Below are 23511 nucleotides of genomic sequence, written 5' to 3' on the forward strand. Positions count from 1 at the left end.
CAGGGGGTGGAGGGTGATGCCCCACATTCGCCGGTTCCCGGCGATCCTTCTTCGTCCCTCCGCACAAAAAGTGGAAGGTTCGTCGTCCTACCGCCCGAAGATCCGCATCTGGAGCATCACGGTCAGCCGTGCGTCGGGGTCGGCCAGATCCAGCTCGCCGATCTCGGTGAGCCGCTTCAACCGGTAGCGGAAGGTGTTGGCGTGCACGTGCACCATGGCCGAGGCTGCGTTGACGTCGCCGAAGGCGTCCAGGTAGGCGCGCAGGGTGGCCACCAGCTCGCTGCCGTGCTCGGCGTCGTAGGCCAGGAGCCGTTCGTAGGGCCCGGTGGGCGCCTGCTCCTCGGCCTCGACCAGGTCGGAGAGCTGGAGCAGCAGCGACTCGAAGTGCACGGCGCTGTAGCCGGCGACCGCGCCGGACGCCTCGCGGGCGCGCAGCACGCGCAGCGCGCGGTCGGCGTCGGCCCGGGACCGGGCCACCTCGGTGAGGTTGGCCGCCAGACGCCCCACGCCGATGTTGGCGGCGTGCCGGGGGCCGACGCGGGCGAGGAAGCTCTCGGCGACCCGCACGGCCCGCCGCTCCTCGTCGCCGATGGCGTGCAGGGGCAGTACGGCGTACGCCACCGAGCCGACCAGCGCGGCGGCGGCCCGGGGGTGGATGGCTCCGACATGCAGGGCGAGCGCGTCGCACAGGCGGTGCCTGTCGCTCTCCCTGAGTGCGGCGTCGGTGCCGGATCCGCCGCTGAGCTGGGCGGCGAGCACGCACAGTCGCTCGCTGGCGACGCCGAGCCGCCCGGCGGCCTCGGCCGCGTCCCGGCCGCCCGCCAGCACGGTGGACAGCAGGTCGGCGCGGAGCCGCCGCCGGGTGTCCGCCCCGGCTCGCTGCCGTAGCAACTGCAGCGCGACGATCTTGGCGGCGTCGGTGAGGGCCCGCTGGCGCTGCTCGGTCAGCGGCTCGCGCACGGCGGCCCAGATGGAGCCGAGGATCTCGTCTCCCGACCGTACGGCTATCGCCACCCGGTCGATGATGTCGTCGCCCAGCTTCATGTAGACCGGTTCGCGGCTCTGGTACAGCTGCCGGAAGAACCCGCGCTCCTCCAGCATCCGCTGGTACCGCTGCGGCACCTGGCGGCCGAGCACGGTCTCCACCCTGCCGGGGTCGGCCTCGTCCTGCCGCTCGGAGTACGCCAGCACCATCGAGGACCGGTCCTCGATGGTGACCGGCGCGTCCAGCAGCGCGCACACGGCGTTGGCCAGTGAGAACAGGTCGTCGGGCGAGACCTCCCCCGGCTCGGCGAGATCGCCCTCGGCCAGCAGCGAGCGCAGCAGCGTCGTCACCTGCGCCCACGAGGCGGCCCGGGTGAGGCCGAGCACCGCGACCCCGGTCTCCAGGACCTTGGCCCGCACCAACTCGTCGACGTCCACCGGCTGCTTGACGACGATCCCGGCCGCCGGGCCCGCGACGTCGAGCAGGGCGCAGATCTGCTCGGCCCGGTCGACCCCGACGGCGAGCAGGATGCCGCCGGCCGGCAGCAGCAGCTCGTCGAGGGGGTCGTAGATGTGCACGCCGGTGACCTCGGCGTCGAGCTCGCCGGGGGAGGCGGCCACGTCCAGCACCGTGCTGCCCAGGTCCTCCAGGATCCGTTGCAGGCTGGCACGTGGCCGGTTGGTCATCCGTTCACGATAGTGAACATAGATGGACATCAGCCACGAATCCGGTCAGGGATCGGATCCGCGTCACGCACGGGGCGGTGCCCGCCCGTCGTACGGAGCCGATCGGGGACCGGACCCGCGTCACGCATGAGGCGACGCCCGCCCCTTGCACGGAGCCGGTCGAGGACCGGACCCGCGTCACGTGTACGGAGCCGGTTGAGGGCCGGATCCGCATCACGCACGGGGTAGCGCCCGCCCGTTGTGGAGGTAGGCGGCGCGGCCGTCCTCGACGATGAAGGTGACGGTCTCGTGCCTGCCGTTCTCGGACTCGGCCGTGATGAACGAGTGGCCGCCGTGGTGCACGTAGCGGGCGCTGGTGCGCTGGGCGCCGGCCTCCGTCATGAACTCGCCCGGGATCACGGTGATCTCCAGGCCGCCGTCCGCCGCGGCGATCTCGTAGGAGAGCTCCGGCTCGGCGTACCTGCCGGTGTACGGCGTGGGGTCCACGGCCTGCGGCGCCTGGGCCGGAACCGGGAAGTCCGGCACGGCGAGCCCCGTGGCCTCCCGGAGCAGCGGCAGGACGACGTCGACGAACAGGCCGAAGAAGCCGTCGCCGTTGACGCTCATCGCGACCGCGAAGTCGCTGCCCGGGACGACCCGCCAGAAGGTGCTCTGCCCGATCGTCCCGCCGTCGTGGCCGAAGACCTCGCCGCCCCAGTCGAACAGCTCGAAGCCGAGCCCCCAGCGGTTGGCGAGCAGGCCGGAGACACCGGGAACCTCGACCTGCGGTGTCCGCATGGCCGCGACCGTCTCCTCCGACAGCAGCCGGGTGCCGTCCTCGGCCAGCCCTCCGGCGAGGAACATCCGGCCGAACCGGACCAGCTCGCGCGGGGCCAGGCACATGGTGGAGCCCGCGGGCGCGTTGGAGCGCGGCATCTGCCAGGTGGGGTGGACGGTGCCCTCGGGCCCGACGTGACCGGCCGCCGTACGGAACAGCACGGCCTCCTCCCCGAAGAGCGCCGAGTGCGTGACGCCGAGCGGGTCCATCAGGCGCTCGCGCATCGCCCGCTCCCACGTCGTGCCACGCACCCGGGCGACCAGGGCGCCGAGGACGCAGTAGCCGGAGTTGCAGTAGGAGAACAGCGCGCCGGGAGCGTGCACGTGACCCGCGCCGTGCAGGTACTCCACGTACCTGCCCAGGCAGTCGTCGCCGCGCCCGGTGTCCTCGAACAGGTCGCCGACAAAACCGCCGGTGTGGGTGAGCAGGTGCCTGACGGTGATGACCTGCTCCGAGCCGTCGGCGACGACGAACTCCGGCAGGTAGTCGCGGACCGGCCGGTCCAGCTCGACCAGCCCCTCCTCGACCAGCTGCATGATCAGAGCGGCGGTCCACACCTTCGTGGTGGAGCCGACCTGGAAGATGCTGTCGGGCGTGGTCTCCACGCCGGTGTTCCTGTTCACCACTCCGGTGGCGGCCTCGACGAGCCGCCCGCCCGCCCAGACCGCGATGGCCGCACCGGGCACGCCGTGCCTGCCGGCCGCCTCGTCGAGGTTTTTCTGAAGGTTCTCAACCATCGTGGCTCCTCAGGCGATCTTGGGCGTGGCCCGCACACCGAGGTGGACGTACGGCGAGCCGTCGGGGAGCTCGTAGAAGACGGCCGACAGCCACTGGGGCTCGCCCTCGGGGCGTCCGACGAAGGTGACGTCGTCCACCGGGACGAGGTCGAACTCCAGGGGCGGATGCATGTCGGCCAGGGCTCCGGTGGCCTCGTTGAGCAGCGAGAGCCGGCCGTCGCGGACCGTCAGCGTCATCCGGCTGCCCGCCCGCTCGTACACACCGGCGTACCGCTCGACGTCGGTCTCGAACGGCTCGTCCGGCGGTCCCAGCACGGGCGGCACGGCCAGGTCGATCAGCTCGGCGAAGAGCTCGGTGGCCAGGGCGTGGTGGAAGGCCGCGGTGTGGCCGCCGTTGGCCAGCACGCACACCACCGTGTCCGTGTCCGGGACCGCCCAGAGCATGGCCGCCTGGCCGATGGTGTTGCCTCCGTGGAGGATGATCCGGCGGCCCTGCCACTCGTCCAGGATCCAGCCGAGCCCCCACTGCCTGCCGATGGCGTACGGGTTGGGGATGTCCACCTGCGGCTCCCACATCGCCTGCGGGTCGGCCAGCAGCCCGGTGCCCAGGTGGGCGCGGGCGAAGGCGACGACGTCGGCGGGGCGGGCGCAGATCAGCCCGGCCGGTCCGCAGGAGCGCATCAGGCCCCAGACGGGGGCGGGGACTCCACCCTCGACGTGGCCCATGGCGCCGCGGAAGCGCAGCACGTCCTCCGGCAGGGTCCAGGTGTGGGTCAGGCCGAGCGGCTCGATGATCTGCTCGCGCAGCGCTGCGTCCCACACCTTGCCGGTGAGGCGCTCGACGACCCGTCCGGCGATGATGAACCCGGAGTTGCAGTACGACTGGGTGACGCCGAGGGGATGGTTCTGCGCGAGGTCGGCACAGGCCTCGACGTACTTCTCGACGCAGTCGTCGCCGCGGCCCGTTTCGAGGAACAGGTCACCGTCGATGCCCGAGGTGTGCGAGAGCAGGTGCCTGATCGTGACGGTCTTGCTCACCTCCGGGTCGGCGACCCGGAACTCCGGCAGGACCTGGGAGACCGGGGTGTCGAGCGTCAGCTCGCCCCGCTCGACGAGCATCATGATCTGGGTGGCGGTCCACACCTTGGTGACCGAGCCGATCTGGAAGAGCGAGTCGGTGGTCACCTCCACCCCGGTGGCCGTGTTGAGCACGCCGGCGGCGAACTCGTGGACCTCCCCCTCGTGCAGGAAGGCCAGGCTCGCGCCGGGAACCTCGTATTCGGCGATCAGCTCAGCGAGACGGGCGTTCCATCGACCGAGATCCACTGTTCCAGCCACTCGACGATCCTTTCGTTGTAGTCCGCCCGATGGGATGGGCGGCCGTTGAGGATGAACAGGTGGGAGGCGCCGGGGTAGCGGACCAGCCGCACCGGCACGCCCCGTTCGCGCAGTGCGGCGAACCACTGCTCGGCCTGGCCGACGGGGCACCGGTCGTCGCTGTCTCCGTGGAGGAGCAGGGTCGGTGTGCTCACCCGGGCGACGTGGCTCATCGGGGACTGGGCGGCGAGGTCGTCGCCCAGTTCGTACGCCTTCAGGAGGTGGCCGGCGTCGGAGGTGCCGGTCATGCTGGCCAGGTCGCTGACGCACCCGCCGGGGACGGCCGCCTTGAACCGGCCGGTCTGGGTGGTCAGCCAGCAGGAGATGTAACCGCCGTAGCTGTAACCGGTCACCGCGAGCCGTTCGGGGTCGGCGACGCCCTCGGCGACCAGCTCGTCGATCGGGCCGAGGAAGTCGCCGGTGTCGGCGACGCCCCAGGCGCCGAGCGCGGCGGTGTAGAAGGCCTCGCCGTACCCGTCGCTGCCGCGCGGGTTGAGGGTGAGCACGGTCCAGCCGCGGGCGGCGAGCACCTGGTGGTAGAGGTGCGCGCCGTCGAAGACCGGCGCCCAGGCGTTGTGCGGGCCGCCGTGCGCGTCCAGCAGGAGCGGCCCGGGCTCGGTGAGCGTCTCGTCCCGCAGCACGAACCCCTCGATCGGCGTGCCGTCGGGGGCGGTGAAGGTACGGCTTCGCGGGGTGAACAGCTCGACGCCGGGAACCGCGTAGGAGGAGAGCCTCGTGACGCCGGGCGCCGCCGAGTCGGATGGAACCGCCGGGCCGGATGGAGGCGGAACGTCGCCCCCCGGGGTATCCGACGGAAGCGGGTCCTCACCCGGGGCATCCGATGAAGGCGGGAGATCGCCCACCGGGGTGGCCGCCCTGATCGCGGTGAGATCCGCGAGATAGACCTCTCCCGCGCTGTGCGGCGTGGCGGCGACGTAGGCGATCCTGCCTCCCACGGCGCTGACGCCGGAGACCACCTGGTCTCCACCGATGATCTTCTCGCCGGGGGCGCGGTAGAGGTGGGTGAAACCGCCGTCGCGGGCGCAGAAGATCAGGTCGTCCCCCGCGAGCTGGGGTGTCGCGCCGGGATAACCGGGCGCGCCCACCATGACGTTGCGGTCGAGCCCGGTCTCGACCTCCACGAGCCCGTCCGCTCCGAGGTCGAACAGGCGCACGTGGCCGACGGGGGTGTCGGCGTATCCCGCGACCAGCAGCCGTTCACCCAGCCACCAGACGTTCGTGCAGATCACGTCGGCGCCGGTGAGCCGCTCGGGCTTGCCGCCCGAGACGTCCACCGAGTGGACCGCGCCGCTGACGGTCAGGTCACGGTCGGCGTCCATGCTCGCGGCGAAGAAGAGCTTGCCGCCGTCCGGCGACCAGGACGGCTCACCCGCGTGGAAGTCACCCGAGGTGATCTGCCCGGTCTCCCCCGTCGCCACGTCCACCACGAAGAGGTGCATGGTCAGGCCGCGCAGCAGGCCGGTGCCGTCGGCCTTGTACTCCAGGCGGTCTGCCACGACCGGGGCGTGCGGGTCGACGTCGCCGTGCGGCGCGCCGTACGCGATCCGGTCGCCGTCGGGAGACCAGACCGCCGCGCCGGCGCCCAGAGTCGCCCCGGTCAGGACGCGCGGCTCGCCGCCGTCCATCGGCAGCAGATGGATCTGCGGCTTTCCGTCCACGGGACGGAGAAAGGCCAGCGAGCGCCCGTCGGGCGACCAGCGCGGGGAGGAGTCGTGCGGGCCGCCCGTCAGGCGCCGCGGCTCGGCGCCGGGGGCGGCGAGCCAGATCTCGGACCGGTTCTCGTCGGATTCCCGGTCGGCGGTGGTGACCACGTAGGCGACGGCGCTTCCGTCGGGACACAGCCGGGGGTCCCCCGGCACCGCGATGCGGGGAAGGTCGCTGAGGGAGAGACGAGGCATGCCCGAACGTTAGGCGTCCACTCGCCGTCGCTTCTTCGTCCGCGACGACGAACCGGGCTCCATCTGTTGTGCCGTCGTCCAACCGCCTCCCGGCCGGACGAGGTGGGTGACGGCGGAGCGGCGACTCCTCATTCGTGCCCGATGATCTGGTGGGGCCGGTACGGGGCCTCCAGACGGGCCGCCTCCTCTCCGCTCAGGGACACGTCCACCGCCGCGATCGCGTCGTCCAGATGGCCCACCTTGGTCGCCCCGACTATCGGCGCGCTCACGCCGGACCTACCAAGCAGCCACGCGAGTGCGAGCCGCGCCGGAGGCAGGCCTCGTTCGTCGGCGACCGCACGCACCACGTCGACGACGTCGAAGTCCGCGTCCTCGTACATGCTGTCGGCCAGCGGGTCGCTGCCGGATCGGACGGTGAGCCGCCGGTCGTCGCGGCGGCGGCTCCCGGCGAGCAGTCCGCGCGCCAGCGGGCTCCACGGGATGACGCCCACTTCCTGGTCCAGGCAGAGCGGGATCATCTCTCGCTCCTCCTCCCGGTACACCAGGTTGTAGTGGTTCTGCATCGACACGAACCTGGTCCAGCCGGCCGTCTGAGCGATGTGCTGCGCCTTGGCGAACTGCCAGGCGTACATGCTGGAGGCCCCGATGTAACGTGCCTTGCCGGCCCGCACCACGTCGTGCAGGGCCTCCATGGTCTCCTCGATCGGCGTCTCGTGGTCCCAGCGGTGGATCTGGTAAAGATCGACGTAGTCGGTTCCGAGCCTGGTCAGCGAGGCGTCGACGGCGGCCATGATGTGCTTGCGGGACAGCCCTCGGTCGTTCGGGCCCGGCCCTGTCGGGAAGTAGACCTTTGTGGCGAGCACGTAGTCGTCACGGCGTGCGAAGAGCTTGGCGAGCAGCCGCCCGGTGATCTCCTCGCTCGCGCCGTCCGAATACATGTCGGCGGTGTCGAAGAACGTCACCCCGGCCTCGGCCGCGCGCCGCACGATCGGCTCGGCCGCGTCCTCGCGCAGGATCCAATCCCGCGAGCGGGGATTGCCGTAACTCATCATGCCCAGGCAGATCCGGGAGACCTTCAGCCCCGACGAGCCCAGCTTCACATATCGCATTCCGTCTTGCCTTCCGGTGGGAGTGCGGTTTTCTCCGCACGACCCCATCGTCGGCCACCCCGTAATTTAGGAGAATGGCGAATCGAAAGATCAGACCCGAGCGGGCATACGAACCAAAGGAAATGGACGCCCTCGACCTTCGTATTCTCGCCGAACTGCAGGTCGACGCCAGAGTGAGCTTCGCCGAGCTGGGCCGCCGGGTCGGTCTGTCGGCTCCCGCGGTGGCCGACCGGGTGCAGCGGCTGGAGGAGACGGGCGTGATCACCGGCTACCGCGCCGAGGTCGACCCGCGGGCCCTGGGCTTTCCGGTCACGGTGATGGTTCGGATCCGTCCGGCGATCCGGGAGCTGCAACGCATCTCCAAGATCGCCCAGGAGATTCCCCAGATCGTTGAGTGTTACCGGATGACCGGCGACGACTGCTTCTACTTCACGATGCACCTGCGGGCGGTCGACGAGCTCGAACCGATCCTCGACCTGTTCACCCCGTACGGTCACACGACCACGTCCCTCATCCACACCGCGCCCGTGCCGCGCCGCCCCCTGCCGCTGGAGTGAGACCCGGGCCCGCCTTCCGGTTCGCCTCGCGGGCTTGCCGGACCTCGGTAGCGGCAGGGTCAGGTTCCCTGCGCGCGAGTGCCCGGTACGTATCGGGCCCTGGTGGCAGGACCAGGGTCCCCGCGGGCGAACGCCCAATCCGCATCGGACCCTGGTAGTGGCAGGGCCAGGATCTCTGCGCGTGAAACGCCTACCGTGGCGGTATGAGCCAGAGCAACGAACTGGGCGACTACCTGCGTGCCCGGCGTGATCTCATACGGCCTGAACAGGTCGGCCTGACGTCCGGCGGCCGCCGCCGGGTGCCGGGGCTACGCCGTGAGGAGGTCGCGCTGCTGGCCGGAATCTCATCCGAGTACTACCTGCGCCTCGAACAGGGCCGCGATCAGCATCCCTCCGCGCAGGTCCTCGACGCTCTCGTCCGCGTGCTGATACTCGACGCGGACGCCACCGCCTACCTGCACAGGCTGTCGCGGCCGGAGCGGCGCCGGCCGACCCGGCGGCGTCCCGAACGCGTCAGCGCCGGCATGAGGCAACTGGTGATGTCCCACACCGACATGCCGGCCCTCGTCCTGGGCCGCTACATGGACGTGCTGGTCGCCAATCCGCTCGCCCACGCCCTGTCCCCCTGTCATACGCAGGGCGTCAACGCGCTGCGCGCCGCCTTCCTCGACCCCGAGGTGCGAGCCCTCTACCAGAGCGACTGGGAACACCTCAGTTCCGGCCTGGTCGCGGGCGTACGCGCCATGGCCGGTCCAGAAAGCCGGGACGCGCACCTGGCCGAACTGGTCGGAGAGCTGTCGGTGCGCAGCGAGGAGTTCCGCCTGCTGTGGGCACGCCATGACGTCAAGCCCCGCACCAGCGGCGTAGCCCTCATGAACCACCCTCAGGTCGGCCCGCTGGAGCTGAGCTACGAAAAGCTCGCCGTCATCGGCACCGACGGGCAGATCCTGGTCATCTTTCACGCCGCACCCGGCAGCGACGCCGCCCAGTCCCTCGCCCTGCTGGCCCATCTGGCCGGCTCCGGCCCCACCGTAGCCGAAACGAGCGAGCCGAACACCCTACGGAGTTGATCCGTCGCCGTACGCCAATCCCGTCTCCCGCGCGCCGCACCCGCGTGTCCCGCCTCGTACGCCACACGCGTCCTCGTCCTCCTTGCGCCTCATTTCATCCGGCTTTACGGGATGGGCGAACGGGACCAGGTCGTCTCGGCCCGTCAGCCCGCTCCGCTCGTCCCTGGTGCCGGCGGGGCTGCCGATGACCGACCGGCGACCGGAACTCCTGCTCGCGACCGGGCTTTCGCTGATCGCGGGAATCCTGGTGGGCGTCGCCGTCCACGCGATCTACGACTCCGGTTCCAGGGTGGAGGCCGGCGAGCTCGTGCATCTGCTGCTCGAACTCGTGGCCGCCCTCGCGGCGGGCGCTGCCTACGTCGTCCTGCGGAAGCGGAGCTCGTAAGCCGCCGCGCGACGACCGGTTTGCCGGTGTCAGATATGACATGACCGATCACGGATAGTGATTTACCGTGGTCCACCTGCTTCGGGACGTGCGACGTGGGTACGCGCAAGAGATGGAAGACATCCTGATCAGCCGGGTGTACGGCGCGAAGCCCGCCAAGGGGCCGGTGTTCCTCGTTGATGGAATGTGGCCGCGGGGCATCCGTAAGGAAGATCTCAAGCTCGACGGGTGGGTGAGCGACATCGCACCCTCTCCGGACCTACGACTCTGGTTCGGGCACATCCCAGAACGTTTCGAGGAGTTCCGTACCCGCTACCGGCAGGAGCTCGACCGGCGCCCCGACGCCGTGCGCCCCCTCCTGGAGGCCGCACGCCAGGGACCGATCACTCTTCTCTACGCGGCGAAGGACACCGAGCACAACAACGCGGTGGTTCTGAGGGACTACCTGCTGGATCACCTCGCGAAAACCGCCTGACACAACCTCGGCAAGAACCCATCACATCCGCGCACGGGCCCCCTCAAGCATCGAGGCCCAAGCGTCCCAACCAATGAGAAAGCCGCCCGGCACGTGCCGGGCGGCTTTCTCATTGGTTGGCCATGCCGGGCGTCCGCCGCGGCCCAGGTTCGACCGGCAGCCGACGGCCGGCGTTCGCCGCTGAAACCGACCGGGACCGACCGGGACCGGGGGCCCGCCGGTTCGAGATGCGCGGGTCGCCGATCGAGGCGTAGGAACGGTGAGGCCGAGCGCCCGCCTGGTGGAGCGCGTGGGCTCCAGCCCGCGGGCGCGCCCTCACCCCGGCATTTCACGCATGTGCGGAAAAACCGTCGACAAACACGGTTGACAGGCATACATTCATGACGAAGACTACCTGAAAGTTTGCAATCAGCGGCCGATTATCGGATTTCCAGAAGCACTTCCCAAAGAACAGCCTGGGGAAAGTGCGCTTTTCTGGCTCCCATTCGTCCGTAGCTAGAAAGGGTCTTCAGCATGTCTTCAAGAGGCTCGCAGCCCCCAGCGGCCCGGAACGCCAAGAAACGCTTTTTGACACTTGCGTTAAGCGTCGGCCTATTGGGAAGCCTCAGTATTCCGGCAGCCACGACCGCCTTCGCCGATTCGACCGGCACCGAAGCGCTCGTCCAGCTGGCGACGGAGCGGGCAGCGACTCTGCCCAGCGGCCGGACCACCTACCGGACGATCACGGACTACAACGACGAGATGCTCGCGCTGAGCAAGCAGCACCCCGATCTTGTCAAGCACATCACGCTGCCCCACAAGACCCGCCAGGGCCGCGAGGTGTACGGCATCGAGGTGACCCACGACGTCAACGCCGCCGACGGCAAGCCGGTCCTGCTCATGATGGGGATACACCACGGGAACGAATGGCCCTCGGGTGAGCACACCATGGAGTTCGCCTACGACCTGGTCAACAATGCCAAGAAGGACCGGCAGGTCAAGCGCCTGCTCGATCAGGCGCGGGTCATCTTCGTCCCGGTCGTCAACGTGGACGGGTTTGTCATCAACCGGCGCACCAGCTGCGGCCTCTCACCGACGTGCGCCAGTAACGCCGGGGTCGACATCAACCGCAACTACCCCTTCGGCTGGGGCAGCAACGCGGGTTCCAACGCCACGTCCCGCGGCCCGGGGCCGGGTTCCGAGCCCGAGGTCCAGAACATCATGGACCTGACCACGACCAACCAGGCCACCGTACTGATCACGAACCACACCTCCGGTCACACCCTCCTCCGCCCCCCGCTGGAGAAGCGCGCGGGCGACGCCCCGGACGAGGCCGTCTACTCCGCCCTGACCGACGCGATGGCGGCCAAGAACGGCTACACGGGCATGAAGTCGGGCTTCGACTACGAGACGACCGGCGAGACCCCGGACTGGTCGTACTACGCCACCCGCGGCCTCGGATTCACCTTCGAGATCATGAAGACCCAGTCGACCACCAGCTCCTACCCCGAGGTGATCGAGGACTACCTCGGCACCGGTCGCTACGAGGGCAAGTCGAACCGTGAGGCGTTCATGGTGGCCCTGGAGTACGCGGCGGACCCTGCGGGGCACTCCGTGATCAAGGGCAAGGCGCCGAAGGGCGCGGTCCTGACGATCACGAAGGACTTCGACCTGTGGACCGCGCCGATCCTCCAGACGGGCGGTGTCCTCGATCCGCCCCAGGCGGTCCCCACCCACCTGGAGTCCAGCCTCGTCGCCCCGACCAACGGCAAGTTCACCTGGCACGTCAACCCGTCGGTGCGGCCGATCCCGGCCTACACCAAGGACGGCGTCGTCGCCACCGGCCCGGGCAACTTCCTCCGGGAAAGCTGGACGCTCACCTGCGCTCGCCCGAGCGGCGAGGTGCTCGAGACGGTGAACGTCACCGTCGACAGGGGCGAGCAGGTTGATGTGAGACTGCAGGAATGCAAGAAACACTTCAACGGCAAGGGCCCGAAGGACTAAACGGTCGCACACCAAAATGAGCCGGGCGGTCCCTCCAAGGGCCGCCCGGCACCGCTTTGAGCCCGCAGAAACTTCGCGACGCATGAGGTAACACGGCCAAAACCCGATCGCCCTGCCCTCCGAGCGGTGAGAATCAGCGCTGAGTGTGTCACTCCACGGGGAAGGGAAGTGTTCAAGGATGGGGCACGCCAGGGAGACCGGCCAGCCGCTCACCGTCCCGGACGCATCGCGGATCGCCGCGAACCTGCGCGGGCTCTTCGACGACCACCGGCTCTCCCCGTCGCAGCGCCGGATCGCGCGCTACCTGCTCGATCACGCGCAGGAGGCCGTCTTCTTCACCAGCGCCGACATCGCCGAGCGCGTCGGAGTCAGCCAGCCATCGGTCACCCGCTTCGCCGCCGCACTCGGGTTCAGAGGGTTCCCGGAGTTCCGGGACGCGCTCCGCTCGTCCGTGTTCGACAGCTCGCAGCGAACGCCGCCCGCCGAAGACCTCAACGAGATCCAGGAGCTGGTCAACTCCGAGATCCGCGACCTCGAACGGCTGCGGGACGGCCTCCGGGACACCCGTCAGCTTCGGGAGGTGGCCGGCCAACTGTCCAGGTCACGTCCGCTCCTGGTCGTGGGGCTGCGGGTCTCCGCACCGCTGGCGCACCTGTTCGGCCACCAGGCGGAGAAGGTGCTCCCGGACGTACGGGTCCTGGACATCGCAGGCTCGACCCTGGAGGACAAGCTGAGCCGGGCGGCCGAATCCGGAGCCGAATGGGTGCTCGCCATCGGGTTGCCGCGCTACCCGCGCGAGCTGGCCCAGGGGCTCATCTGGGCGCGGCGCATCGGGCTGAAGATCGCGCTCATCACCGACCAGCCGGTGGGCCGGCTCACCGACCTCGCGGACGAGGTCCTGCTCGCGCCGGTGAGCTCCGACTTCGCGTTCGACTCCCACGCGGGTCCCACGGTTCTGTGCACCGCGCTGCTGCACACCATGCTGGACGCCCTCGCCACCGAAGGGCAGACCCGGCTCGGCGCCTTCGACGACAGCGCGACAGAGCGCCAGATCTTCCTTCCCTACTGAACGGCGCGCGGCCGTCGGGGCCATCCGGGCGACCTCCGTACGCCCTGAACGGCGTGCACCGCCATCGGGGCCTCCGGTACGTCCTGAAGCGGCGTGCGCCGCCATCGGGGCCTCCGCACGTCGCCGTCCCGCCGTCGGCGGCCACCACGCCGAGGCCGGTAAGAGCACCCGGCCGGCGAGTTCGCCGCTTTCCGACTCATCTTCGGTCATCGCGAATCCGAAAAGCCGGTTTCCCGAATGGCTCGCATTCCATGAAACGTACATGGCGCATCGGAAGGCGTTTCCCGGAGCGGTGCCGACCGTCACCGGCATTTGGAACCGTCCAATCTCAGGTCGTCCGGCAGGCTCCCAACTTCCGCCATTGACATCACCATCGGACTTCTCTAACTTTCAGATGTTCTTATATATGGAAGCTATTCACATATGTGAACACGGGAGTGTCTTATGTCGCCCCAGAGCTCACCGTTCGGCCGGCGTCAGGTGCTGGCCGGAGCCGCGGCCGCGGCCCTCGGCGTCACGCTGGTCACGGCCACCGAAGCAGCGGCCGGGACCCGCCCTCGCCCGTTCGGGTCGTACGGATCACCGCGCCGAAGGCCGAACGCGCGCACGCTGTACGTCGACTCCCAGGGCCGGGGCGACCACATCACCGTCCAGGCGGCCGTCAACGCGACGCCGGACGCTCCCGAGCGGGGCTGGACGGTGGTGATCGCGGCCGGGACCTACCGCGAGACGGTCCTGATCGCCCAGGCCAAGACCGGCCTGACCTTCACCGGCGCCACCCGCGACGCCCGCGACGTCGTCATCGTCTTCAACAATGCCGCCGGAACGGCCAAGCCCGACGGCGGCACGTACGGCACGAGCGGCAGCGCCACCACCACGATCCAGGCCGGCGGGTTCACCGCGACCCACGTGACCTTCGCCAACGACTGGCTGCGCGCCGACCACCCGGAGATCACCGCGACACAGGCCGTCGCGGTGAAGGTCATGGGCGACCGCTCCCTCTTCGAGGCGTGCCGGTTCCTCGGCCACCAGGACACCCTGTACGCCGACACCCTCGCCCTGGCCACCTTCGCCCGGCAGTACTACCGGCACTGCCATGTCGAAGGCGACGTCGACTTCGTCTTCGGCCGTGCCACCGCGGTCTTCGACCGATGCGAGCTGCACACCCTGGCCCGCGACGTGTCATTCAGGCCCTACGGTTACGTCTTCGCACCGAGCACCGCCGCCGCGAACCCGCACGGCTACCTGGCGACCCGATGCCGTATCACCGGCGATTCTCCCGACGGCTCCTACGGCCTCGCCCGGCCCTGGCGCCCGAGCAGCGACCTGACCGCCGTCCCGATGCTGACCGTGCGCGAGACCTGGATCGGCCCGCAGATCGACACCGCCGTGCCGTACGTGAACATGAGCGCGGGCTACCCCTGGCAGGACGCCAGATTCGGCGAATATCGCAATTTCGGCCCGGGAGCCGCGATACCCGTTCCCGAGAACAGGCCCCAGCTGACCGCCGACCAGGCGGCCGCTCAGACCATCCGCACCCACCTCGGCGACTGGAAACCGTCGGCATGACCCGCGCGACCAGGTTGCGGGGTCCGGGTCGGTCACGGCCGCCTCGGCGACCGTTTCCGGGCTGCGCGACGTACGATCTCACATGTGACCAGCAGACCCGACTCGGCACAGCACCTGAGCGACCTCGCGCGGTTGCGGCGTGTTCGGGACCGGATCGACCGGGAGTACGCGCAGCCGCTGGACGTCGAGGCGCTGGCCCGCGGCGCGCACATGTCGGCCGGGCACCTCAGCCGCCAGTTCCGGATCGCCTACGGTGAGTCACCGTACAGCTACCTGATGACGCGCCGGATCGAGCGGGCGATGGCGTTGCTGCGCCGGGGCGACCTCAGCGTCACCGAGGTCTGCTTCGCGGTCGGCTGCTCGTCACTGGGCACCTTCAGCACCCGCTTCACCGAACTGGTCGGAATGCCACCCAGCACCTACCGGCACCAGGCGGCGCAGGCGACGGCGGGGATGCCCTCGTGCGTGGCCAAGCAGGTGAGCAGACCGATCAGGAATCGAGAAGCGCCGGCCCCCGAGCCGCGCCTAGCCTGACCGTCATGGACATCACCATTCACACGAGCTTCCTTCCGCACGAGGACCCGGACGCCTCCCTGGCCTTCTACCGCGACATCCTCGGCTTCGAGGTCCGCAACGACGTCGGGCACGGCAAGATGCGCTGGATCACGGTCGGCCCCGCCGGACAGCCCAGCACCTCCATCCTGCTGGCGCCGCCGGCCGCCGACCCCGGCATCACCGACGACGAGCGCCGTACCATCGCCGAGATGATGGCCAAGGGCACCTACGGCTGGATCCTGCTGGCCACCACCGACCTCAACGGCACCTTCGAGAAGCTGCAGGCCTCCGACGCCGAGGTCGTCCAGGAGCCGACCGAGCAGCCGTACGGGATGCGCGACTGCGCCTTCCGCGATCCCGCGGGCAACCTGATCCGCATCCAGGAACTGCGCTGAGCCGTCGATCACGGCCATGACCTGGACGGACGGCACCGTACAGGAGCCCGCGCACGACGGAGCAGAACGAGACGTACCCCTCGAAACTGGTTAGATCGAGCCAGGCGACGCCGACGGAGACCCCGAAGGCGAACCTTCGTAGCAGATCTCGCGTAAGGCCCCTCGTAACAGATCCCGCGTAACAGATGGAGACACGATGAGCATGGCCACGAGGCCGGACACGCAGTCGCCTGCGCCGCATGTTGCCGACAGCCACGATCTGATCCGCGTGCACGGTGTGCGCGTGAACAACCTCAAGGACGTCAGCGTCGAGATCCCGAAGCGTCGGCTGACGGTGTTCACCGGCGTCTCCGGCTCGGGCAAGAGCTCTCTGGTGTTCGGCACGATCGCCGCGGAGTCACAGCGGATGATCAACGAGACCTACAGCACCTTCGTGCAGGGCTTCATGCCGACGCTGGCGCGGCCCGACGTCGACGTGCTCGACGGCCTGACGACCGCGATCATCGTCGACCAGGAGCGGATGGGCGCCAACCCCCGCTCCACGGTCGGCACGGCCACCGACGCCAACGCGATGCTGCGCATCCTCTTCAGCCGGCTCGGCACGCCGCACATCGGCTCGTCCCAGGCGTTCTCCTTCAACGTCGCCTCGATCAGTGGCGCGGGCGCGGTCACGCTGGAGCGCGGCGGGAAGACCACGAAGGAGCGGCGCAGCTTCAGCGTCACCGGCGGCATGTGCCCGCGCTGCGAGGGCCGGGGCTCGGTCACCGATTTCGACCTCTCCGCGTTCTACGACGACAGCAAGTCGCTCAACGAGGGCGCCCTCACCATCCCCGGCTTCAGCACCGAGGGCTGGTACGGCCGCATCTTCAACGGCTGCGGCTTCCTCGACGCGGACAAGCCGATCCGCAAGTTCACCAAGAAGGAGCTGCACGACCTGCTCTACAAGGAGCCGACCAAGATCAAGGTCGACGGCATCAACCTCACCTACGAGGGGCTGATCCCGCGGGTCCAGAAGTCCTTCCTGGCCAAGGACGTCGACGCGATGCAGCCGCACATCCGGGCGTTCGTGGAGCGGGCGGTGACGTTCACGACCTGTCCCGAGTGCGACGGCACCCGGCTCAGCGAGGCGGCCCGGTCCTCCAAGATCAAGGGGATCAGCATCGCCGACACGTGTGCGATGCAGATCAGCGACCTGGCCAAATGGGTGCACGGCCTCGACGAGCCGTCGGTGGCACCGCTGCTCGCCAAGCTGGCACACGCTCTCGACTCGTTCGTGGAGATCGGGCTGGGCTACCTCTCCCTCGACCGGCCGGCGGGCACCCTGTCGGGAGGCGAGGCGCAGCGCACCAAGATGATCCGCCACCTCGGCTCCGCGCTCACCGACGTCACCTACGTCTTCGACGAGCCCACCATCGGCCTGCACCCCCATGACATCCAGCGGATGAACGGCCTGCTGCTGCGGCTGCGGGACCAGGGCAACACGGTGCTCGTCGTGGAGCACAAGCCGGAGACGATCGCGATCGCCGACCACGTCGTCGACCTCGGCCCCGGCGCCGGTACCGCCGGCGGCACCGTCTGCTTCGAGGGCACCGTCGAGGGGCTGCGCGGGAGCGACACCGTCACCGGCTGCCATTTCGACGACCGGGCCTCTCTCAAGGAGACGGTGCGCACGCCGACCGGCGCGCTGGAGATCCGCGGCGCGTCGGCGAACAACCTGCACGACGTCGACGTCGACATCCCGCTCGGGGTGCTGGTCGTCCTCACCGGCGTCGCCGGCTCCGGCAAGAGTTCGCTCGTGCACGGGTCGATCCCGGCCGGCGCGGGTGTGGTGTCGGTCGGCCAGGGCGCGATCCGCGGCTCGCGACGGAGCAACCCGGCGACCTACACCGGGCTGCTCGACCCGATCCGCAAGGCGTTCGCGAAGGCCAACGGCGTGAAGCCGGCCCTGTTCAGCGCCAACTCCGAGGGCGCCTGCCCCACCTGCAACGGCGCCGGTGTCATCTACACCGACCTGGCGATGATGGCCGGCGTCGCCACCACCTGCGAGGAGTGCGAGGGGAAGCGGTTCGAGGCATCGGTGCTGGAGTACCGCTTCGGCGGCCGCGACATCAGTGAGGTGCTCGCGATGTCGGTGACCGAGGCCAAGGAGTTCTTCGGCGACGGCGAGTCGCGCGTGCCGGCCGCGCACACCATCCTCAACCGGCTCGCCGACGTCGGGCTCGGCTACCTCAGCCTCGGCCAGCCGCTCACCACGCTGTCCGGCGGCGAGCGGCAACGGCTCAAGCTGGCCACCCACATGGCCGAGAAGGGCGGCGTCTACGTCCTCGACGAGCCGACCGCCGGCCTCCACCTCGCCGACGTCGAGCAGCTGCTCGGCCTGCTCGACCGGCTCGTCGACTCCGGCAAGTCGGTCATCGTCGTCGAGCACCACCAGGCGGTCATGGCACACGCCGACTGGATCGTCGACCTCGGCCCCGGCGCCGGCCACGACGGCGGCCGGATCGTCTTCGAGGGCACACCCGCCGACCTCGTCGCCGCCCGCTCCACCCTCACCGGCGAGCACCTCGCGGCCTACGTGGGCGCCTGACCGAGGCCCTCGCGATCAGCTTCGGGAGGCCGGCCGACCCCGGCCTCCCGACGGAACCGGGACAGAGCCGTTGGTGAACACGACCGGGACGACGTGCCCGGACGCCCCCGAGGTGGTCGGCGAGTCAGCGGTCACTGCTGGAAGTGACCGGGGCCGAGGACCTGCCAGTTCGCGGCGTTCGGGTCGCTGATCGAGGAGTAGGGGACGGTGAAGCTGAGCGCCTGCTTGGTGGAGCGCTTGATCGCCCAGAGCGTGGGCCTGTTGCTCGAACGGTCCCACGCGATGCCCTGGCCCTCGACGTTCGGGAGGGTGACGGTGGCGGCCCACTCCAGCTCCGAACCCGCGGACGGGACGTTCATGACGTAGGCCTCGCCGAGGTCGTGACCGGTGAGCCAGAGCCGGCCGTCGGGGCCCCACGACCCACCGGAGTTGCTCATCGGCTTGAACCGGTCGAGGATCGTCTTCGGAATCGTCCAGGACTCGACGACCTGGAACTTGTCGTCCATCTTGACGACCTGCGTGTTGTACGTCTCGCCGTACGGCTTGGTCTCGCCGGCCGGCACCTGGTCGTAGTTGGCGAAGCCCGCCCACCACGCACCGTCGTGCCGGTCGAGCCAGGTCAGCGAGCCACGATAGATGCCGAAGCTGTACGTGTCGACGTGCCGCATCGTCCGGGTGTCGAACACCTCGATCGAGCTCTCCATCGGCGACTCGTCGTAGTTGGAGTGCACGGCGTACAGCTTGTCGTTGACCACCACGCCGCTGTCCATGTGGATGATCGGGCCGTCGGCAATGAATCGATCACGAAAGGATGCTGCGAGGCCGCGCCACCCTGAACGCGACCCCCATCGGGCATCAATCCCGGTCACGATCACCACGGCGCCGACCAGCGCACCGAGCTCCCGGCAGTCACGACCCGTTGGCGATCAGGAGGAGCGGAGACCGCTGAGCTTCTCGGGATTGGTGATCAGGTGGATGCTCTCGACGACGCCGTCCACGAGATTCAGGATCATCACCGCGACGGGAGCGGGCCCGGAACGCACGACGATTCCCGGTCCTCCGTTGAGCTGCACGACGCTCAGGCTCGGGTCCTCCGGCATCCGGCCGGCGAACATGACCAGGGCGCGGGAGACGAGATCCACCCCGCGGATGGCCTTACGCGGCGCCGGGGCCAGCCCGCCCCCGTCGCTGATCAGCGTGACCTCGGGCGCCAGAACCTCCATCAGAGCCTTGAGGTCACCACCGGCGGCCGCGGCCAGGAAACTCTCGGTCGCCTTCTGCCGGACGGCCTGGTCGGTGTCGTAACGAGGGCGCCGGGCCTCCACGTGCTCGCGAGCTCGCCGGGCGGTCTGGCGCACCGCCGGCTCGCTCCGGTCGACGATCTCGCCGATCTCCGCGTAGGAGTAACCGAAGGCCTCGCGGAGAACGAAGACCGCCCGCTCCAACGGTGAGAGCGCTTCGAGCACCAGCAGCATCGCCGTCGACACCGAATCGGCCATCGCGACGCTGTCGGCGATGTCGGGGCTGGTGAGTATGGGCTCCGGCAACCACGGCCCGACGTAGGACTCGCGGCGCGCCTGGGCGCTGCGCAGCCGGTCGATCGCCAGCCTGGTGGCCACCCGTACGAGATAGCCCTCGGTGTTGACCACCTCCACGGGGTTCACACCGCTCCAGCGCAGCCACGTCTCCTGGACGATGTCCTCGCTGTCACCGGCCCGGCCCAGCACGCGATAGGCCACCGCCTGCAGCAGGTCCCGATGCTGATCGAAGATCCGCGCACGGTCCAGCTCGTCCATCTTCACCACGTCACCGGTCGCCACACGGACACTTTCGTCCCGTCTTCACCCTTGACTGTAACGATCACGTGCGCCCGGTCAAGGGCCGGCCATCCGGCTGAGGACACCTACGGCTGCGGGGCTGAACTGTTCGCATTCGTGTCGGCGGGGTTCATGGCCGCCGCAAGCGTGGTCCGCGGAAGCCGTGATCCGTGGGAAGCGCTGTCGATCCGGGTCCGGCCGAGCGGCCGGAACGCCGGGAGACGGAGCCGCTGACGGCGTCTCCGCTCGATGTCTCCGTTCGACGGGGAGGGCTCCGCCGCAGCCGAGTCCTCCCCATCGCCCCAGGTGTGGATGTCGCGCGGGTGGCCCCGTCGTCCACACCCGCCTCACGACCTCATCGGTCAGGGCAGAGAGATCTGCTCGGGAGCCTTGCCGGCGGTGACGGGAACCTTGTGCTGCATGGAGGGCGCCTCACCCTTGTTGCGCGCGTCCCAGGTGGGATAGCAGTCGTAGTAGCAGTAGTAGGGGTCGCAGTAGCGCAGGAAGCAGATCCAGCCCTTGGCCGTCTGCGTGCAGGCGGTCGCCGGCGCGGCCTGGGACGCCGCGGCCACGGACGATGCGGCATGGGCGCCGGTCGCGGGGAGCGCGACCATCAGGCCGGCACCGGCCAGGACGACACCGGCCAGGGCAGTGCCCGCTCTGCGAATGAAGGTGTGCATGATTCTCCTCGTTCATGTGGGAAACACGACGAAGGTAACTGTAATCAAGAAGTTACAGAGAGTCACGGACCCGATCTTGCCGCAGTTTCCCCGGCGGCAGGGCGGATCCGTTCTCGCAGAACACCGCCTTGGCAGGTGTGGGGTTGCGATCGCCTCGGCGGCATGGGCGACCGCTGAGCCGTCCTCCCCGGGGGCGAGACCGCACCGCCGGGGGTTCCCGCGCGGACGCGTTCGACCTCCGTCAGGGCCGCGCCTCGCCGGTGGTCGCCGTCACGCGCGGGAAGGTGACCGCGCGGACGAGCGCTCGGCTTTCATCGCGGTTGGCGGTCATGCGTTTTACCACCGTCCGCGCCGATGACGCGTGCCGCGCCGAGGTAGGCGGCGAGCAGGCTCTCGGCGACCGCCGCCACCGTCTCGTCTCCGGGCAGGAAGTACGGGCTGTGCAGGCCCGACGTCGTGTCGGTGCCCACGAACAGCATCAGCGACGGCACGACCGACGCGAAGTGGGCGAAGTCGTCGGCCCCGCAGGAGCGCAGCATGACGGGCATGTGGTGAGCGGTGTCGACGAGGATGTATCCGGTCTCCTCGGCGAGGCGAGCGTCGTTGACGAGCACCGGCTCCCCGGGCATGATTCGCACGTCCGCCTCACAGCCGTGGACGCGTGCGGTCCCCTCGACGACCGCGCGGAAGCGGTCGTGCAGCTGGTGGCGCCAGGGCTCCGACATCGTGCGGAGGGTGCCGCGGGCGACTGCGGTCTCCGGGATGGCGTTGGGCGCGGTGCCCGCCGTCACGGTCCCGAAGGTGACCACGGTCGGCGTCATCGGGTCGGAGTCACGGCTGACGATCTGCTGAGCGGCCACGATGATCTGGGCGAGTGCCAGGACCGGGTCGCGGGACAGATGAGGGTAGGCGGCGTGCCCGGCCTGGCCTCGCACGGTGAGCGTGAACTCGTCGGAGGAGGCGTTGACCGCTCCGGGAGTGCAGGCCGTCTCGCCCGCGCTGAGCACCGGCTGGACGTGGGCCGCGACCATCGCGCCGATCTGGTGCCGGTGCAGCGCGCCGGACTCGACGATGTCGAAGGCGCCGGACGGGTAGCTCTCCTCACGCGGTTGCAGCACCGCGACCATCGGGGCGGGCCCCCCCACACGCTCGACCGCCCCGGCCAGCGCGACCAGCGCGGCGAGGTGGACGTCGTGGCCGCAGGCATGCATGGCGCCGTTGCCCGAGGCCCACGGGACACCCGTCTCCTCCACGATCGGCAGAGCGTCCAGCTCTCCACGCACTCCGACGGCCAGGCCCTCGCCCCCGACGCGCAGGAGCGCGCCGGTCCCGGCCACCCGCTCCATCACGGTGCCGTCGGGCAGCGCGTCCAGCACACGTTTGAGCGTCGGCTCCTCCCTGCCGGACACGTATGGCTCCGCGTGCAACTCTCGTCGCAGTGCGTAGGCGGCGGGAAGCTTGGCGTGGAGGGCGGCGCGGAGCCGCTCGTGGATCTCTGTCATACATTTTCTCCGAGGCCGTAGACGCGGCGGGCGTTCTGCTCGCCGATCATCGTGGCTACCCGAACCGCCTGGTCCTCACTCCACTCGCCTTCGGCGACGAAGCCGGAAAGGACGCCGGTCATCGCGCGGCGCCAGAGCAGGGCGCCCAGATGGTGCAGCTCGGCAGGGCCCCAGGCGTCCGAGGAGAAGAGGATCTTGGCGAACGGCGCCAGCTCCAGGCTCTCGGCCACGACGGCCACGCTGCGCGCCCCCGTGTAGCTCACGCCCAGCCCGACGTCGAAGTAGACGTGCGGATAGGCCTGCGCGAGGTAGCCGGCGTGACGGTGGAACGGGTAGCAGTGCAGCAGGAGCAGCGGAACGTTCCGGGGTTCGGCGAGCTCGATGAGGCCGCGCAACAGCAGCGGGTCGGAACGGCGGAGGTCGATGTCGGGGTCGCCGAACCCGATGTGGAACTGCAGCGGCAGGCCGCGCTCGATGCCCGTCCAGATCAGGTGGCGCAGGAGCACCGGGTCGTCGAGCCGGGCCGGGCCGGGTCGATCGGATGCCCGCAGCCAGCGACCGGCCGCCTCCGTCACCTCGGCGGGGGTGGGTGGGCAGGGGTCGAAGTCGAGCCCGTGGCGGTAGGCGACGATGGTCTTCAACCCGCGTGCCGTACGGCTGCGCTCCCAGAGGGCCGCCTCGAAACGGGCGGCGAACCCGGCGGCGTCGGTCCCTTCCGCGGCGACCCGCTCCGCGACCGCCTCCAGCCGGACGACCTCGCCGGCGGGCTTGCCGGTGACGGCGGCCATCTGGTCCGGACCGAGGATCTCGTCCCCGCGGTAGCCGGTCTCCACCAGGAAGTGGCCGATCCCGCTCGCGGCGAGCAGGCGCCTGTTGACCTCCTCGGTCCCGAGCTCGACGCGGCGGGCGAGGTAGATCTCGGGATCCGGGTGCGGGTCCAGGCCGAGGACGGGCGCGCAGTGCCGCAGGATGGCGAAACCGACCTGGGAGTCGAACTGGGTCATCCAGGCGGGCACCGGCCGGTCGGACTCGGTGATCAGCTCCTCGAACTGCCGCCGCGACACATCGCCGGCCAGGACGCCGTGGACGTGATGATCCACCAGCGGGATCTCCTCGATCGCCCGTCTCAGCGTCTCCTCCCCCGTCATCGGCTCGACCGCCTCACGGGCGAAACCCTCCGCGGCCGCACCCGCGCCGCCGGGCCGGGAATCTCCTGGCTCTGCCTCTCCACCCCCAC

Annotated in this window: 20 protein-coding genes; 10 read left to right on the top strand and 10 right to left on the bottom strand. The window is 69.8% G+C overall.

Annotated elements, in window-relative coordinates; all coding sequences use genetic code 11:
- Positions 1-87 precede the first annotated feature (87 nt).
- The 5 genes from DKM19_RS37700 to DKM19_RS37720 all read right to left on the bottom strand — a co-directional run bounded on the left by DKM19_RS37700 (position 88) and on the right by DKM19_RS37720 (position 7630).
- Positions 88-1701, bottom strand: coding sequence for a CdaR family transcriptional regulator (locus DKM19_RS37700; RefSeq protein ID WP_110702543.1), 1614 nt, complete (start codon positions 1699-1701; stop codon positions 88-90).
- A 183-nt stretch (positions 1702-1884) separates the two neighbouring features.
- Entirely contained in the window at positions 1885-3225 is a 1341-nt protein-coding gene (locus DKM19_RS37705; RefSeq protein WP_110702545.1) for a serine hydrolase, read from the bottom strand.
- A gap of 9 nt (positions 3226-3234) precedes the next feature.
- Positions 3235-4563 carry a serine hydrolase gene (locus DKM19_RS37710; protein WP_239513804.1) on the bottom strand — a complete coding sequence of 443 codons (1329 nt, stop codon included), beginning with the start codon at positions 4561-4563 and terminating at the stop codon, positions 3235-3237.
- Positions 4512-6521, bottom strand: a complete 2010-nt coding sequence (locus tag DKM19_RS37715; protein WP_110702549.1) for a S9 family peptidase — start codon at positions 6519-6521, stop codon at positions 4512-4514. Before DKM19_RS37715 ends, DKM19_RS37710 begins: the two co-directional genes overlap by 52 nt.
- A gap of 128 nt (positions 6522-6649) precedes the next feature.
- The gene (locus tag DKM19_RS37720; protein ID WP_110702550.1) at positions 6650-7630 is read right to left on the bottom strand and encodes an aldo/keto reductase; all 981 of its coding nucleotides are present in this window, start codon (positions 7628-7630) and stop codon (positions 6650-6652) included.
- Positions 7631-7752: 122 nt separating this feature from the next.
- Here DKM19_RS37720 and DKM19_RS37725 point away from each other — a divergent pair, with 122 nt between their 5' ends.
- The 10 genes from DKM19_RS37725 (at position 7753) to DKM19_RS37770 (ending at position 18275) form a co-directional block, all read left to right on the top strand.
- On the top strand, positions 7753-8187 hold the full coding sequence (locus DKM19_RS37725; protein WP_204358414.1) for an Lrp/AsnC family transcriptional regulator: 435 nt from the start codon (positions 7753-7755) through the stop codon (positions 8185-8187).
- Between the two features lie 203 nt (positions 8188-8390).
- Positions 8391-9257, top strand: coding sequence for a helix-turn-helix transcriptional regulator (locus DKM19_RS37730; RefSeq protein WP_110702552.1), 867 nt, complete (start codon positions 8391-8393; stop codon positions 9255-9257).
- A 184-nt stretch (positions 9258-9441) separates the two neighbouring features.
- Complete coding sequence (locus DKM19_RS37735) at positions 9442-9642, top strand: hypothetical protein (protein WP_110702553.1); 201 nt, start codon at positions 9442-9444, stop codon at positions 9640-9642.
- 112 nt (positions 9643-9754) lie between these two features.
- Positions 9755-10117 (top strand): DUF488 domain-containing protein, encoded by a 363-nt coding sequence (locus DKM19_RS37740; protein ID WP_089213708.1) that lies wholly within the window; start codon positions 9755-9757, stop codon positions 10115-10117.
- A 567-nt stretch (positions 10118-10684) separates the two neighbouring features.
- On the top strand, positions 10685-12100 hold the full coding sequence (locus DKM19_RS37745; protein WP_162642068.1) for a M14 family zinc carboxypeptidase: 1416 nt from the start codon (positions 10685-10687) through the stop codon (positions 12098-12100).
- A 178-nt stretch (positions 12101-12278) separates the two neighbouring features.
- Positions 12279-13169 carry a MurR/RpiR family transcriptional regulator gene (locus DKM19_RS37750; protein WP_110702555.1) on the top strand — a complete coding sequence of 297 codons (891 nt, stop codon included), beginning with the start codon at positions 12279-12281 and terminating at the stop codon, positions 13167-13169.
- 444 nt (positions 13170-13613) lie between these two features.
- A complete protein-coding gene (locus DKM19_RS37755; protein WP_110702556.1) occupies positions 13614-14738 on the top strand; it encodes a pectinesterase family protein in 1125 nt (374 codons plus the stop codon).
- An 84-nt stretch (positions 14739-14822) separates the two neighbouring features.
- Positions 14823-15272 carry a helix-turn-helix transcriptional regulator gene (locus DKM19_RS37760; protein WP_110702557.1) on the top strand — a complete coding sequence of 150 codons (450 nt, stop codon included), beginning with the start codon at positions 14823-14825 and terminating at the stop codon, positions 15270-15272.
- A 5-nt stretch (positions 15273-15277) separates the two neighbouring features.
- On the top strand, positions 15278-15688 hold the full coding sequence (locus tag DKM19_RS37765) for a VOC family protein (RefSeq protein ID WP_110702558.1): 411 nt from the start codon (positions 15278-15280) through the stop codon (positions 15686-15688).
- Between the two features lie 196 nt (positions 15689-15884).
- On the top strand, positions 15885-18275 hold the full coding sequence (locus tag DKM19_RS37770; RefSeq protein WP_110702559.1) for an excinuclease ABC subunit UvrA: 2391 nt from the start codon (positions 15885-15887) through the stop codon (positions 18273-18275).
- A gap of 131 nt (positions 18276-18406) precedes the next feature.
- Here DKM19_RS37770 and DKM19_RS37775 read toward each other — a convergent pair whose 3' ends face one another.
- The 5 genes from DKM19_RS37775 to DKM19_RS37795 form a co-directional block, all read right to left on the bottom strand.
- Positions 18407-19045: a hypothetical protein gene (locus DKM19_RS37775; protein WP_204358415.1), complete on the bottom strand. Its 639-nt coding sequence runs from the start codon at positions 19043-19045 to the stop codon at positions 18407-18409.
- Between the two features lie 156 nt (positions 19046-19201).
- Positions 19202-20095 carry an RNA polymerase sigma factor SigJ gene (gene sigJ / locus DKM19_RS37780; protein ID WP_369986869.1) on the bottom strand — a complete coding sequence of 298 codons (894 nt, stop codon included), beginning with the start codon at positions 20093-20095 and terminating at the stop codon, positions 19202-19204.
- A 359-nt stretch (positions 20096-20454) separates the two neighbouring features.
- Positions 20455-20772: a hypothetical protein gene (locus DKM19_RS37785; RefSeq protein ID WP_110702560.1), complete on the bottom strand. Its 318-nt coding sequence runs from the start codon at positions 20770-20772 to the stop codon at positions 20455-20457.
- 311 nt (positions 20773-21083) lie between these two features.
- A complete protein-coding gene (locus tag DKM19_RS37790; protein ID WP_110702561.1) occupies positions 21084-22274 on the bottom strand; it encodes a M20 family metallopeptidase in 1191 nt (396 codons plus the stop codon).
- Complete coding sequence (locus DKM19_RS37795; RefSeq protein ID WP_110702562.1) at positions 22271-23422, bottom strand: amidohydrolase family protein; 1152 nt, start codon at positions 23420-23422, stop codon at positions 22271-22273. The genes DKM19_RS37790 and DKM19_RS37795 overlap by 4 nt, the downstream gene beginning before the upstream one ends.
- Positions 23423-23511 lie beyond the last annotated feature (89 nt).

This window comes from Streptosporangium sp. 'caverna' (genome assembly GCF_003203775.1).
GTDB classification, from domain to species: Bacteria; Actinomycetota; Actinomycetes; order Streptosporangiales; family Streptosporangiaceae; genus Streptosporangium; species Streptosporangium subroseum.

Excerpts from the sequence above, each read along its gene's own strand:
- DKM19_RS37725 (WP_204358414.1), top strand. The coding sequence starts at position 7,753 with ATGGACGCCCTCGACCTTCGTATTCTCGCCGAACTGCAGGTCGACGCC.
- DKM19_RS37750 (WP_110702555.1), top strand. The coding sequence starts at position 12,279 with ATGGGGCACGCCAGGGAGACCGGCCAGCCGCTCACCGTCCCGGACGCA.
- DKM19_RS37705 (WP_110702545.1), bottom strand. The coding sequence starts at position 3,225 with ATGGTTGAGAACCTTCAGAAAAACCTCGACGAGGCGGCCGGCAGGCAC.
- DKM19_RS37765 (WP_110702558.1), top strand. The coding sequence starts at position 15,278 with ATGGACATCACCATTCACACGAGCTTCCTTCCGCACGAGGACCCGGAC.
- DKM19_RS37715 (WP_110702549.1), bottom strand. The coding sequence starts at position 6,521 with ATGCCTCGTCTCTCCCTCAGCGACCTTCCCCGCATCGCGGTGCCGGGG.
- DKM19_RS37770 (WP_110702559.1), top strand. The coding sequence starts at position 15,885 with ATGAGCATGGCCACGAGGCCGGACACGCAGTCGCCTGCGCCGCATGTT.
- DKM19_RS37795 (WP_110702562.1), bottom strand. The coding sequence starts at position 23,422 with ATGACGGGGGAGGAGACGCTGAGACGGGCGATCGAGGAGATCCCGCTG.
- DKM19_RS37735 (WP_110702553.1), top strand. The coding sequence starts at position 9,442 with ATGACCGACCGGCGACCGGAACTCCTGCTCGCGACCGGGCTTTCGCTG.
- DKM19_RS37700 (WP_110702543.1), bottom strand. The coding sequence starts at position 1,701 with ATGTCCATCTATGTTCACTATCGTGAACGGATGACCAACCGGCCACGT.
- DKM19_RS37740 (WP_089213708.1), top strand. The coding sequence starts at position 9,755 with ATGGAAGACATCCTGATCAGCCGGGTGTACGGCGCGAAGCCCGCCAAG.
- DKM19_RS37785 (WP_110702560.1), bottom strand. The coding sequence starts at position 20,772 with ATGCACACCTTCATTCGCAGAGCGGGCACTGCCCTGGCCGGTGTCGTC.
- DKM19_RS37730 (WP_110702552.1), top strand. The coding sequence starts at position 8,391 with ATGAGCCAGAGCAACGAACTGGGCGACTACCTGCGTGCCCGGCGTGAT.
- DKM19_RS37775 (WP_204358415.1), bottom strand. The coding sequence starts at position 19,045 with ATGGACAGCGGCGTGGTGGTCAACGACAAGCTGTACGCCGTGCACTCC.
- DKM19_RS37755 (WP_110702556.1), top strand. The coding sequence starts at position 13,614 with ATGTCGCCCCAGAGCTCACCGTTCGGCCGGCGTCAGGTGCTGGCCGGA.
- DKM19_RS37720 (WP_110702550.1), bottom strand. The coding sequence starts at position 7,630 with ATGCGATATGTGAAGCTGGGCTCGTCGGGGCTGAAGGTCTCCCGGATC.
- DKM19_RS37790 (WP_110702561.1), bottom strand. The coding sequence starts at position 22,274 with ATGACAGAGATCCACGAGCGGCTCCGCGCCGCCCTCCACGCCAAGCTT.